The sequence below is a fragment of the Rahnella sp. BCC 1045 genome (genome assembly GCF_019049615.1).
In the GTDB taxonomy this organism is placed as follows: Bacteria; Pseudomonadota; Gammaproteobacteria; order Enterobacterales; family Enterobacteriaceae; genus Rahnella; species Rahnella contaminans.
This window is the reverse complement of sequence record NZ_JAFMOZ010000131.1, coordinates 115395-129262: the sequence shown is the minus strand read 5'-3', so window position 1 is coordinate 129262 and position 13868 is coordinate 115395. Positions and strand designations below refer to the sequence as shown.

Annotated in this window: 9 protein-coding genes; 5 read left to right on the top strand and 4 right to left on the bottom strand. The window is 56.0% G+C overall.

The genetic code is table 11. The features are described from left to right. Positions 1-461 precede the first annotated feature (461 nt). On the bottom strand, positions 462-938 hold the full coding sequence (locus J1782_RS15685) for an Lrp/AsnC family transcriptional regulator (RefSeq protein ID WP_152325392.1): 477 nt from the start codon (positions 936-938) through the stop codon (positions 462-464). A 131-nt stretch (positions 939-1069) separates the two neighbouring features. On the opposite strand from J1782_RS15685, the gene J1782_RS15680 reads away from it, so the two are divergent. Further along, positions 1070-1438 carry a DUF2000 domain-containing protein gene (locus tag J1782_RS15680; RefSeq protein WP_217153485.1) on the top strand — a complete coding sequence of 123 codons (369 nt, stop codon included), beginning with the start codon at positions 1070-1072 and terminating at the stop codon, positions 1436-1438. A gap of 60 nt (positions 1439-1498) precedes the next feature. On the opposite strand, the gene J1782_RS15675 is transcribed toward J1782_RS15680, so the two are convergent. The 3 genes from J1782_RS15675 to J1782_RS15665 form a co-directional block, all read right to left on the bottom strand. Then, positions 1499-2683, bottom strand: a complete 1185-nt coding sequence (locus J1782_RS15675; protein ID WP_217153484.1) for a sugar transporter — start codon at positions 2681-2683, stop codon at positions 1499-1501. A 166-nt stretch (positions 2684-2849) separates the two neighbouring features. Beyond that, positions 2850-3398, bottom strand: coding sequence for a D-alanyl-D-alanine carboxypeptidase family protein (locus J1782_RS15670; protein WP_217153483.1), 549 nt, complete (start codon positions 3396-3398; stop codon positions 2850-2852). Further along, on the bottom strand, positions 3395-4225 hold the full coding sequence (locus J1782_RS15665) for a gamma-glutamyl-gamma-aminobutyrate hydrolase family protein (protein WP_152325396.1): 831 nt from the start codon (positions 4223-4225) through the stop codon (positions 3395-3397). The genes J1782_RS15670 and J1782_RS15665 overlap by 4 nt, the downstream gene beginning before the upstream one ends. 482 nt (positions 4226-4707) lie before the next feature. On the opposite strand from J1782_RS15665, the gene J1782_RS15660 reads away from it, so the two are divergent. The 4 genes from J1782_RS15660 to J1782_RS15645 are packed head-to-tail and all read left to right on the top strand — an operon-like array spanning position 4708 to position 13803. Beyond that, the gene (locus J1782_RS15660; protein WP_165061679.1) at positions 4708-6042 is read left to right on the top strand and encodes an MdtA/MuxA family multidrug efflux RND transporter periplasmic adaptor subunit; all 1335 of its coding nucleotides are present in this window, start codon (positions 4708-4710) and stop codon (positions 6040-6042) included. Continuing rightward, positions 6039-9233, top strand: a complete 3195-nt coding sequence (locus tag J1782_RS15655) for an efflux RND transporter permease subunit (protein ID WP_217153482.1) — start codon at positions 6039-6041, stop codon at positions 9231-9233. Before J1782_RS15660 ends, J1782_RS15655 begins: the two co-directional genes overlap by 4 nt. A gap of 3 nt (positions 9234-9236) precedes the next feature. Next, positions 9237-12362 (top strand): efflux RND transporter permease subunit, encoded by a 3126-nt coding sequence (locus J1782_RS15650; protein ID WP_217153481.1) that lies wholly within the window; start codon positions 9237-9239, stop codon positions 12360-12362. Further along, positions 12355-13803, top strand: coding sequence for an efflux transporter outer membrane subunit (locus J1782_RS15645; RefSeq protein WP_371819788.1), 1449 nt, complete (start codon positions 12355-12357; stop codon positions 13801-13803). The genes J1782_RS15650 and J1782_RS15645 overlap by 8 nt, the downstream gene beginning before the upstream one ends. Positions 13804-13868 lie beyond the last annotated feature (65 nt).

Genomic DNA, 13868 nt, shown 5'->3' with positions numbered 1-13868 from the left:
CTTTTTATTATAATAAGTGAGGGTTACCTTCCTGTTTTTATATCTTAGGGGGATGTTATCGTGAAAAACTTAAGTCATTTGGGATGTGGAAAGAAAATTCTGAATAATTTACAGAAAATTTCTTAAAATACTGAATGGAGTGATTATAAATTCCCATTAACACTACTTACGGATACTTTATTTGTTTTGCTATAGAAAATGTGTTTCACCGTTTGCCCCTGAGAATGTGACGCTGCCTTATCAGAGCTAAAAGCCTGTTAGCTGGCGAGGCCGGAATGATTTCCGGTAGTAGTTATGTGATCTATTTATCGTTGAGAATACGCATAATGACTGAATTATGTTTGACAGCATAAGGGCCGGGCATATATTCCTTGCCAGTCTGGGCAAAACCCGGTTGCGCCAAGGCGGTAAAAAAGCGCGTCACGTTGCGCAGGAAATAATCCGTGCCGCCGGGCAGCGGGCTATAAACCGTCCAGCGGCAACGCATCCAGCGGTTTGACTTCCCGCAGCACGAACGAAGTCTGCATCTCTTTAATCCCCGGTAAACGCCGCACGACTTCCATCGCAAAACTGGAAAAACTGTCGAGATCTTTCGCCACCACCTGCAACAAAAAATCTGCGTCACCGGCAATTGCATAACAGGCAATCACTGGCGGCAACGCGCCTACCTGCTGCTCAAAACGCTGTGCATCTTCCTCGCTGTGGCTGTCAATTTTCACGCGAATAAACGCCAGCAGTCCGAGGCCGATTTTTTTTCTGTCGATATTGGCCTGATAACCGGTGATCACGCCGTTCTCTTCCAGTTGTTTCATCCGCCGCCAGCAGGGCGACGCCGCCATGCCGGCTTTTTCGGCCAGCTCCTGGTTGGTCATGCGCCCCGATTTTTGAAGTTGCCTGAGAATGCGAATGTCTGCCGGTAAAATTTCTGATGTGGACATAATTTGCCTGTTATTGAGTGCTTTCGGAAAGGAATGACCAGATTAGGGCATTTTACAGCGATAAAAGAAAGCACCTTTCAGTCGCAGACGGTTATGATTTTTGCATCCATAACGATGAAAAGGGCGCAAACATGGCAGACACTCTCCGGGTGGCAATTATCCTCAATCCTGAGCTTCCGCACGGTTTACTGGCGAATACGGCGGGAGTGATTGGTATCGGTCTGGCGGCAAAATTTCCGATGCTGGCAGGCCATTCGCTGCCAATTTTACAGGCGACGCCGGATCACATTAAGGCACTGATGTTTAAAGCGCTTGAAGCGAAAGGGGAGTGCAGTGTTGTGCCATTCCCGGTATTTGCCCGCACGATGCATACGTTTGAGGAATACGAACAAGCTTTCCCGTTGCGGGATTTATACGATGAAGTGCTGGATGGCGTCGGTTTTGTCGGGCCGGAGAAGTGGATTAAATCGCTGATAGGAAATCTGAAATTGTTACGTTAAACAAAAAAGCCCGAATGCAGGGATCGCATTTGGGCTTTTTTTTGAAACATTCTTACCGAATCAGCTCGTAATTTTCAGCTGCGGGTAGCGTTTGAAAATCGTCAGACACCAGCCAAACGCGATACACCCGAGAAGGCCACCGGCATAACCGACGTTGCTCATTTCAAGATGCAAACTCACCTGATTACCAATCAGCGCGCCCGCGCCGATGCCGATATTGTAGATGCCGGAAAGCAGTGACATCGAAACGTCGGTCGCATCGGTCGCCAGTGCCAGCACGCGCACCTGCATCGCCAGGCCGATAATCATCATTGCCAGCCCCCAGATGACGCAAAGTATTGAAATAGCGACCGGATTCATCGCCGCGACAAACAGTAACAACATGCTGAGCGTCACCATCAGAATAGGCCCGCTGAGCATGGCGGCCGGGAAACGGTTACCGAGCACGCTGAAAAGGATACTGCCGAAAATCCCTGCACCGCCGAAGATCAGCAGCAGAAACGTGGTGAAGTTTTCACCCATATTCGCGACGGTCTGGATAAACGGCTCGATATAGCTGTACGCCGTATAGTGAGCAGTCACTATCAGCGCGGTCAGGACATACATCCCTACCAGCGCCGGACGTCGGAATAACATCGGTACGCTTTTCAGCGAACCGGTATGCTCACTTGGCAGCGGCGGCAGCAATTTAATCAGGCAAATCAGCGTCAGCAGCGCGACGACGCCGATGCTCATGAACGTGGTGCGCCAGCCGAGATACTGACCAATCAGACGCCCGAGCGGCAGCCCGAGCACCATCGCCAGCGCGGTGCCGGTGGCTAACATACTCAGCGCTTGCGTTTTTTTACCGGCCGGGGCGACACGGATCGCCAGCGAGGCCGTAATCGACCAGAAAATGGCGTGGGCGAGTGCGATACCGACGCGTGACGCGACCAGACTCCAGAAATCCCAGGCGACGACGGATAAAATGTGGCTGACGATAAACAGGATAAAAATCGCGATCAGTAGACGCTTTCGCTCAACGTTACGGGTCAGCAGCATCAGTGGCAGCGACATCAGCGCGACGACCCATGCATAGATGGTGAGCATCAGGCCGACCTGCGCCGTCTGCATATGGAAACTGGCGGCGATGTCGGAGAGCAGCCCGACAGGCACAAATTCAGTGGTGTTGAAGATGAACGCGGCTATAGCCATCATCACAACGCGAAGCCATGCTGTCCTGCGCGAAACGGTATCTGATTGCATTGAAATTTATGACTTTTTAAGAAGGTGTAAAGATCAAGCCTTCGACGCGGAAGGCCTTCTGAAGGCATAGTGTGTTTTATTTGTTCTAAAAATGAAACAGAAAATTGGCCTAACAGATAAATGTTTTGGGGACAATTTTAGTTATGGCAGATGTGACGGGCGTCACTCACTTTTTTGCCGGATGCCAGCACCAGTGCCAGGGTTCGTAAATGAATCCCCACGGATTATCCGGCGGAAAGGACATCATAAAGCCAAAGCGCGCGGCGCTGGCTTCAAGCCAGCGGAAAGCATCGGTTTCACCGAAGATACCGGTGACTTCGTCGCAGCCGGGAGTGTTGATGTCCACGGCGCAGCCGGTGTGATGTTCACTGCATCCCGGCGGTGCCAGCGATGTGAAAAAGTCTTCCGGCGCGATCCCGGCAGCTTGCTTAGTGCGGATTAAACCGGCCTGATAATCAAGGCTGCGCCAGGCGGAAACCAGATAAATGTCCACGCCGTCGGCGGCGGCCTGCCGTTTCATCTCGCGCCATGCCTGAGTGGCGGGCGCGATCAGCCGGTAGATTTTACCGGTAACAGCATCCGTTTCTGCGTCCACCAGTAAGTGCTCACTGACTTCTTCAAAGTACGGCAGCGTGCGGTGCGCGATAACCGCCGGGTCGATATTCAGCTCGCGCAGCTTCTGATCGGTTCTGGCTTTCAGCGCCGCCTGATTCATGCCTGTTCGTTTCCGGTACGTGCAATCACATCGGTCATCACTTCTGTCATCGCTTTACCGGCGGAGCGCATCGCCTGCTGGTAGCGCGACGCGGCCGCGACAAACGCGTTAAGCAACTGCGTATCCTGCTGATGTTGCAGATATTCCGGGTGCCATTGCACGCCCAGGCAGAAATCATACCCTTCGCACTCAATGCCTTCGATCACGCCGTCCGGTGCATGCGCGTTGACGATGCTGCCCGGCCCGACGGTTTTCACCGCCTGATGATGTGAGCTGTTCACTTCATAATGATCACGGTCGACCGAACGGCTCAATAATGTGCCTTCAACAATTTCAACCGGATGCCGCGCGCGTTTCTTGCCACCGGCATTTTCGGTATCCACCGTCGTGCTGTGTTCCAGCGCGTCGGGCAGTGCATCGGGAATATGCTGATGCAGCGTGCCGCCGGTTAAAACGGCCAGCAGTTGCTGACCGCCGCAAATACCCAGCAGCGGCATATTGCGCTGCATGGCGCCTTTGACGATGGCCTTTTCGAATTCAGTGCGGCCCGGTTTCAGGCGAACCTGATCGCTGTTTTGCGTTTCGTTAAACAACTCCGGCGGGACATCAAACGCGCCGCCGGTCACGACAATTCCGTCGCACAGCGCCAGATATTCGTCGGCCAGTTCTGCGTGATGCGGCAATGCCAGTGGCACCGCGCCCAGCCCGGCCAGGCTGCTCATGTAATTCTGACGTAACGCATACCAGGGAAAATCGGCGTAACCACCGGCGTCTTCACTGTCCAATGTGACACCGATGACCGGTCTGGATTGAAATTTTGTCTGCATTCTTCTGAATTCCTGCCATGAAGATGAAAAACAATCAGAAAAATCACCATATCAAGTCGGGGTCAGCGCAAACAATATAAATTATCAATAGGTCTAATTTTCAGGATTTACCTCTGGTTTTATCACCCGTTGAGGTGGTATGACAGGTCATTTTCTATCCTAACCCTGCGTTTTCCTGACAAAATTTCGAGATGACCTGACACTTCCTGATACTTTTCTGTCAGCGTCTTCAATATTCATTCTCATTTACCTCTTAACATTGGGGATGCTTGGAGGCAAAATTAGCGCGTATAATTCACGCGGGCGATTGAAATGGAATTTCTTAATTGCTAACGAAATCTTTACGTTGTCCTAAAAACAGCCACCTGCACTTTTAGGGATAATGCGCTGTCACTTTTGAATGAAGTACATAAGAAAATCTCTGGTTGAAGGTCTTATTTCAGCTGTTTTCTCCTCATTAATACTGCGAAACCAAGAAATTTATGCTGCCGACTGCCTCTTCTCGTTCCAAAAAACGCACCCTTGTGTGGGTTATCGTCGCCATTATCGTTGCTGCGATCCTGGTCTGGTTTTTTGCTTTCCACCAAAGCGCGTCTGATCACACGGCAAAAAAAGGGGCGGGCGGCCGCGGCGGTATGCGGGCGATGCGCGGTCAGATGATGATGGGCATGGATACACCGGTGCAGGCAGGAAAAGCCACGCAGGCGGATGTCCCTGTTTATTTGCGTGCGCTGGGTACGGTGGTGGCGAATGCGACCGTGACGGTGACCAGCCGGGTTGATGGCCAGTTAATGAAGGTGTATTTCACCGAAGGGCAGAAAGTCGCGCAAGGGCAGTTGCTGGCGCAGATTGATCCGCGCAGCTATCAGGCGACGCTGGAACAATATCAGGGCGATCTGGCGCAGAATCAGGCGTTGTCGAAAAGTGCTGAACTGACGTTAGCGCGTTACCGCAAACTGTATGCGCAGGATTCCTTAGCGCGTCAGGATCTGGAAAGCCAGATTGCGACCGCCGGTCAGTATGCGGGCGCTGTGAAAGCCGATCTGGCACAAATCGCGGCGGCCAAGCTGAATCTTGAATTCGCGAAAATCACCGCACCGGTCAGCGGGCACGTCGGTTTGCGTCTGGTTGATCCGGGCAATATGGTCACCAGCAGTTCTACCACCGGTATCGTCACGATCACCCAAACTCAGCCGATTGCCGTCACCTTCAGCGTGCCGCAGAGCAATCTGCAAACCTTACTCAAAGCGCTGCGCGGCGGAAATCAGCTGCCGACCACGGCGTTTAATCAGGACGGCAGCGAAGTCCTCGATCAGGGCAAACTCCAGTTTATCAGTAACGAAATTGACACCAGCACCGGCAGCATCAAGCTGAAAGCGCTGTTTGATAATGCCGATGAAAAGCTGTATCCGAACCAGTTTGTGAATGCCCGTTTGCAGGTGTCCGTGCTGAAAGACGCCACGGTGATCCCGGCGGCAGCATTGCAGCTGAGCAGCGACGGCGATTTCGTTTACGTGGTGAAAGCCGATAACACCATTGAGCGCCGTTCAGTGAAATCCGGCCCGGACTTCGGTGACGATAAGGTCGCGATTTTATCGGGTGTGAATCCCGGCGAACAGGTGGTGACGACGGGGATTGACCGCCTGACCAACGGCGCGAAAGTTCAGATCGTGACGGCGAATTCACTGGATGCGGCCGCAGCGGGTGGTTCTTCAAAAGAACGTCAGCAAAGTGGCGGCGTGGATAAAGCGACCACCGGCGCTGACAACGCTGTCGCGGGTAAAAACGAAGCCGGTAAAGACAGCGGGTCTAAATGAATCCTTCACGCCTCTTTATTCTCCGGCCGGTCGCGACCATTTTGCTGATGGTCGCCGTGCTGTTGTCGGGGATTTTTGCCTACAACATGCTTTCGACCTCGGCGCTGCCGCAGGTTGATTATCCGACCATTCAGGTAACCACGCTGTATCCGGGCGCCAGCCCGGACGTTATGGCGTCGGGCATCACCGCTCCGCTTGAACGCCAGCTCGGCCAGATGGCGGGTCTGAGCCAGATGTATTCCACCAGCGCCAGCGGTTCTTCAATAATCACGCTGAAATTCTCGCTGGATCTCTCGCTCGACGTCGCCGAACAGGAAGTGCAGGCGGCGATCAACGCCGCCGACAGCCTGCTGCCCAGCGATCTGCCGAATCCACCGACCTATAAAAAGGTTAACCCGGCGGATGCCGCGGTACTGACGCTGGCGGCCACGTCCGAATCGCTGCCGCTGACCAAAGTGCAGGATCTGGTGAATACCCGCGTGGCGCTGAAATTGTCGCAGATTTCCGGCGTCGGTATGGTGACACTCGCAGGCGGGCACCAGCCGGCTATACGCGTGCAAGCCGATCCGCGCAAACTGGCGGCGCACAACATCAGCCTGGAAACCATTAATACGCTGATCGGTAACAGCAACGTTAACGGTTCTAAAGGCGGTTTCGACGGCCCGCATCACTCGATCACTATCGATGCCAACGATCAGCTGCGCACGGCGGATGAGTACGGCAATCTGATTGTGAATTATGAAAACGGCGCGGCGCTGCGTTTACGCGATGTGGCAACGTTGTCCGAAGCACCGGAAAACCAGTATTTATCCGCCTGGGCCAACAAACAGCCAGCGATCATTATCAGCGTTCAGCGTCAGCCGGGCGCGAACGTGATTCAGGTTGTGGATGCCATTAAAGCGCAGTTGCCGAAATTGCAGGAAGCCCTGCCGGAATCGGTCAAAGTCAGCATTTTGTCTGACCGGACGCAAACCATTCGCGCGTCGATCAGCGACGTTCAGTTCGAATTGTTGTTGTCGATTGCGCTGGTTGTGATGGTCACTTTTCTGTTCCTGCGCAATGTTGCGGCAACACTCATCCCAAGCGTGGCCGTGCCGCTTTCGCTGGTTGGCACCTTTGGCGTGATGTACCTGTGTGGTTTCAGCCTCAACAACCTTTCGCTGATGGCGCTGACCATCGCCACCGGTTTCGTTATTGATGACGCCATCGTGGTGGTGGAAAACATTTCGCGGCGGCTGGAAGAGGGCGAAACGCCGATGCAGGCGGCGCTGAAAGGTTCACAGCAAATCGGCTTCACCATTATTTCCCTGACATTCTCGCTGATCGCCGTACTGATCCCGCTGCTGTTTATGGGGGACGTCGTCGGGCGTCTGTTCCGTGAATTTGCGATCACGCTGGCGGTGTCGATTCTGGTGTCAATGATTGTTTCCCTGACGCTGACTCCGATGCTGTGCGCCTATTTACTGCGCCACACGCCGGAAGAAAAACAGAGTAAGTTTTACCGCAAAGGCGGCGAGTTCTTCGACAAAATGATTGCCGCTTACGACCGCATGCTGATCGTCGTGCTCAATCACCAGAAGCTCACGCTGCTGGTGGCGGCCGCGACGTTGGTCTTTACCGCGCTGTTGTATGTGATTGTGCCGAAAGGGTTCTTCCCGTCGCAGGATACCGGGATGATCCAGGGCATCACGCAGGCATCGCAGGACGTTTCTTTCAGTGAAATGGGGCGTCGGCAGCAGTTACTGACGGCGGCAATCCTCAACGATCCGGACGTCGAAAGTGTGGCCTCCACCATCGGCGTGGACGGCAATAACACCAGCCTGAACAGCGGACGTTTGCAGATCAGCCTGAAATCTTTTGATGAGCGCAGCGAGCGCGCACCGGCGATTATCGAACGCCTGAAACAGGAAACCGCAGGCGTGCCGGGCATTGAGCTTTATATGCAGGCCTCTCAGGATCTGACCGTTGACGACCAGGTCACGCCAAGCCAGTACCAGTTCACACTCGACGACGCCGACAGCGAAAATCTGGTGGAATGGACGCCGAAGTTGCTGGAAAAACTCAGCGCGCTGCCGGAGTTCAGCGACGTGGTCAGCAACCTGCAAAATCAGGGGCAGATTGCGTATGTCGAACTCGACCGCGATGCCGCTGCGCGTTACGGCATTACGGCGTCAGACGTCGATACCGCGCTGTATAACGCCTTCGGTCAGCGTCTGGTTTCCACTATCTTTACCCAGGCAAACCAGTACCGCGTCGTGCTCGAAGTGGCACCGCAGTTCCAGCAGTCTCCGGCCTCGTTTGATGATGTATATCTGGCGACCAACAACAGCACGTCCACGTCCGGCACGGTGGCGACCACGGCGACGACGGCTTCAACAACGACGTCCGACAGCGGTGCGACCACCACCAATTCCGGCGCGACCAACGGCATGATCAAGCTGACGTCGATTGCGCAAATTCATATGCGCACCGGTGCGCTGTTGCAGGCGCGTCTGAATCAGTTCCCGGCGGTAACCGTATCGTTCAACCTGAAAGACGGCTATTCGCTGGAACAGGCGCAGCAGGCCATCAAAACGACCGTGGCGGATATCGCCATGCCGGACAGCATCACCCTGCGTTATCAGGGCGCGGCTGCGTCGTTTGAAAGTGCCACCGGCAATACGCTGTGGCTGATTCTCGCTGCGCTGCTGACCATGTATGTGGTGCTGGGCATTCTGTACGAAAGCTTCATTCACCCGGTGACGATCCTGTCCACGCTGCCGTCGGCGGCCGTAGGCGCGTTGCTGTCGCTGATCTTCGCCGGAACGGAATTCAGCCTGATCGCCCTGATCGGGGTGATCCTGCTGATCGGGATCGTGAAAAAGAACGCCATTATGATGATCGACTTTGCGCTCGACGCCGAAAACCGGCAGGGCTTATCGCCGCGCGAAGCCATCCATCAGGCGTGTTTATTACGTTTTCGTCCGATCATGATGACGACTATGGCGGCATTGCTGGGGGCGCTGCCGCTGATGCTGGCGAGCGGATCCGGCGCCGAGCTGCGTCAGCCGCTGGGGCTGGTGATCGTCGGCGGGTTAATCTTCAGTCAGATCCTGACGCTGTTCTCCACGCCGGTGATCTACCTGATGTTTGACCGTTTATCTCACCGCCTTAACCCACGTCACCGGCGTGCAGCACAGCGGGCGGAATAACCGATGAACATCTCGCGTTTCTTCATTTTCCGCCCGGTCGCGACACTGCTGCTGACGCTGGCGATCCTCCTGCTCGGTTTGCTGGGGTATCGCCTGTTGCCGGTCGCGCCGCTGCCGCAGGTGGATTTCCCGACCATTCTGGTAAGCGCGAGCCTGCCGGGTGCCAGCCCTGAAACCATGGCGGCCACCGTCGCCACGCCGCTGGAAAGGGCGCTCGGGCAAATCGCCGGTGTGACGGAAATGACCTCGCGCAGCTCGCAAAGCTCCACCAGCGTCATTTTGCAGTTCGATTTAGACCGTGACATTAACGGTGCCGCCCGCGATGTGCAGGCGGCGATCAACGCCTCGCGCTCGTTATTACCCAGCAGCATGCCGTCGCTGCCGACGTACCGCAAAGCCAACCCGTCGGATGCGCCCATCATCATGCTGGCGCTGACGTCGGCCACGCGCAGCAAGGGGGAGCTGTACGATATTGCCTCCAGCCAGCTGCAACAGAAAATCGCACAGGTCAACGGCGTCGGGCAGGTTTCTCTGGTCGGTTCCGCGCTGCCGGGCGTGCGTATTGATTTGCGCCCGGAGGCGGTGACGTCTTACGGCATTTCCCTCGACACCATCCGCACCGCGATTGCCAACAGCACCAGCAATTTGCCGAAAGGGTTACTACAAGGCGCGAATCAGTCGTGGATGATTGAAGGCAACGGCCAGCAAAGTACCGCCGCACAGTACAAAACGCTGATTATTACTTACATCAACGGTTCGGCAATCCGCCTCAGCGATATCGCCAATGTTTATGATTCCGTTGAAGATAAATATAACGTCGGCTATTACAACAGCACGCCGTCGGTAATGATTGGCGTGACGCGTCAGGCTGGCGCGAACATGCTGGAAACCATCGAAGCCATTAAAGCCGCGCTGCCGCTGATGAAAGAAAGCCTGCCGGGCGACGTTCAGCTCAATCTGGCGCTCGACCGCTCGCCGAACGTTTCCGCTTCCCTGCGCGACACTGAAATGACCCTGCTGGAAGCCACGCTGCTGGTCATTGCGGTCGTTTTCGTGTTCCTGCGCAACTGGAATGCGGTGCTGATCCCCGCGCTGGCGCTGCCGGTGTCATTAATCGGTACCTGCGCGGTGATGTATTTACTCGGTTATAGCCTTGATAACCTCTCGCTGATGGCGCTGATTATCTCTACCGGCTTTGTGGTCGATGACGCCATTGTCGTGCTGGAAAATATTACGCGGCACATAGAGGAAGGAATGGGGCCGGTGCGCGCGGCGCTGAAAGGCGCGCAGGAAGTCAGCTTTACCGTGCTCTCCATGACGCTTTCGCTGATTGCCGTTTTCATCCCGATCCTGCTGATGGGCAGTATTGTGGGGCGTCTGTTCCGCGAATTTGCGGTCACGCTCAGCGTTTCGCTGATAATCTCGATGCTGGTGTCGCTGAGCCTCACGCCCATGCTGTGCGCCCGTTTCCTGAAACGTAAACCGCCGGTGGAAAAACGACAGCCGCGCATTTACCGGATGATCGAACGTGGCCTGAACCGGCTGCTGGCGGCGTATTCCGCCGCGCTCGGTTGGGTAATGCGCCATCAGCTCATCACGCTGGTCGGCCTGTTCCTCACCGTGATCCTCAATTTCTATCTCTATACCGTGGTGGAAAAAGGCTTCTTCCCGGATCAGGACACCGGCATGCTGATGGGTATGCTGCGTGCGGATCAGAACACGTCATTTCAGTCGATCCAGCCGCAGGTGCTGAAATACAGCAAGATCATTCAGGACGATCCGGCGGTAGAAGCCGTTATGAGTTCAGCGGGCAGCGGCGGGTTTGGTGCGCGTAACACCGCCACCTTCTTCGTGCGCCTGAAAGATTTTGACAAACGCACCGCGACCGCCAATCAGGTGGCTAACCGTCTGATGATGGCGACCGCCAAAGTGCCGGGCTCGCAGCTGTTCCTGATGGCCGCGCAGGATCTGCATATCGGCGGACGCAGCGCGAACGCGCAATATCAGTACAGTTTGCAGGCTGACGATCTTTCTCTGCTGCGCGAATGGGCACCGAAAGTGCAGAAAGCGCTGGCGAAACTGCCACAGCTGACCGGCGTGGATTCGGACTCGCAGACCGGCGGGCAGGAAATCATGCTCAACATCGACCGCGATCGCGCCACGCGGCTCGGCGTGAACGTGAAAATGATCGACGCGCTGCTCAACAATTCCTTCAGTCAGCGGCAGATCGCCACCATCTACAAAACGCTGAACCAGTATCACGTCGTCATGAACCTGACGTCGGATTACACCAGCAACCCGGATGTGCTGCACCAGCTTTACGTGGTGACCGACGCGGGCGCGCAGGTGCCGTTATCCGCTTTTGCGACGTTCAGCGGGGCGAATTCGCCGCTGTCGGTTTCGCATCAGGGCCAGACGGCGACCACGACCATTGCCTTCAACCTGGCGGATGGTTATGCGCTGGAAGATGCGCAGGCCGCGCTGAAAACCGCCATGGCGCAGATTGGTTTGCCGGACACCATTCACGGGAGTTACGCCGGTACGGCGCAGGCATTCGAAGCGCTGACCAAAACCATGCCGTGGCTGATTCTGGCGGCGCTGGCGGCGGTGTATATCGTGCTAGGCGTGCTGTATGAAAGTTACATTCATCCGCTGACCATTCTTTCGACGCTGCCGTCGGCCGGTCTGGGCGCGTTGTTGCTGATGTTGCTGACCAATACTCAGCTGACGGTCATCGCACTGATCGGGATCCTGCTGTTGATCGGTATCGTGAAAAAGAATGCGATCATGATGATCGACTTCGCGCTGGATGCCGAACGACGGCTCGGATTGTCGCCGCAACAGGCGATCACCCAGGCCTGTCTGATGCGTTTTCGTCCGATCCTGATGACCACGCTGGCGGCCTTCTTCGGGGCGTTACCGCTGGCGCTGGGCAGCGGCGGTGACGCAGATCTGCGCAGTCCGCTGGGTCTGGCGATCGCCGGCGGGCTGGCGCTGAGCCAAATCCTTACCTTATTCACCACGCCGGTGGTTTACCTGTATATGGATCGCACCAGCCGCGCGACGCACCGTTTATGGCACCGTTTGCGCCCGCATGTGACACCGCCGGAGGTCAGCTCTAATGACTGATAAAACAATCAATTCTTACCCTGAAGCGAATCCGATGACTCTGCAAAAACCGCGTTCTCCAGTGTTCCGTCTTGTTCCGCTGGCGCTGGCACTTCTGGTCAGCGCCTGTACCGTCGGCCCGGATTACAAGCGGCCTGATGTCGCGATGCCAACGGCATTTAAAGAAGCCAAAGGCTGGACGGCGGCTATTCCGAAAGACAATCAGGCCAAAGGTGAATGGTGGTCGGTGTATCAGGATCCTGAACTGTCATCGCTGCTGACGCAGGTACAAATTTCCAACCAGAACGTCGCGCAGTACGCCGCGCAGTACCGTCAGGCACAGGCGCTGGTGACGCAGGCGCGTTCCGACTTATATCCTTCCGTGGATGCCACCGCCGGCAGCACGCGCAGCGGCACATCGACGTCTGCCACTAACAAACAAACGGCAGAACTGAGCGCCAGCTGGGAACTGGATCTCTGGGGCAAACTTCGCCGCACGGCAGAAGAGCAGGATGCCAGCGCGCAGGCCAGCAAGGCCGATCTGGCTGACGCGACGCTCAGTGCGCAGTCTGAACTGGCGCAGGATTATTTCCAGCTGCGCGTGATGGATCAGCAAATCGCGCTGTACAAACAAAGTATCGATGCGTATCAGCGCTACCTGACCGTGATACAGAACCAGTACGCGGGCGGCAATACCTCGCGCGCCACGCTGGCTCAGGCGCAGACGCAGCTTGAAAGTACCAAAGCTTCCGCACTCGACCTGCAATGGCAGCGCGCGCAGCTGGAACATGCGATTGCGGTGCTGATCGGCAAGCCACCGGCCCAGTTCAGCCTCGCCGCGCGTGACGTGAAACTGAACCTGCCTGCGATGCCGGACGCGATCCCCTCGCAGCTGTTGCAGCGACGTCCTGATATCGCCGCGGCTGAACGCACCATGGCGTCTTCCAATGCCGCCGTCGGTGTGGCGACTGCCGCGTATTATCCTGATCTGACCCTGAGCGCCAGTGGCGGTTTCAGCAGTTCGGCGTTACATAACCTGTTCTCGCTGCCAAACCGTGTCTGGTCTTTAGGCCCGGAACTCAGCCAGACGGTGCTGGATTTCGGCGCCACCCGCGGCAAAGTGGCGCAAGCCGAAGCCGCGTATGACGCCGACGTCGCGAGCTATCGCCAGAGCGTGTTAACCGCGATGCAGGAGGTGGAAGATTATCTGGTCGAGCTGCACACGATCGACACCGAACTTGTTGCCCGCCAGAACGCCGCCGACTCCGCGAAAGAATCCGCGCGCGTCACCAACAACCAGTATCAGGCCGGGATGATCGACTATCTCGACGTTGCCACCACCGAAAACACCAGCCTGACCCAGCAGCAAAGCGTGTTGTCACTGCTCAGCACCCAGATGGTCACCAGCGTTAAGCTAATCGCCGCATTAGGCGGTGGCTGGAACGGGGATGTGGGTAAATAATAAAAACTCGGTCAACTCCCCCTTCCCAGGGGGAGTAGCTGTTTGAGCCCGTTTTACCTGCGGTG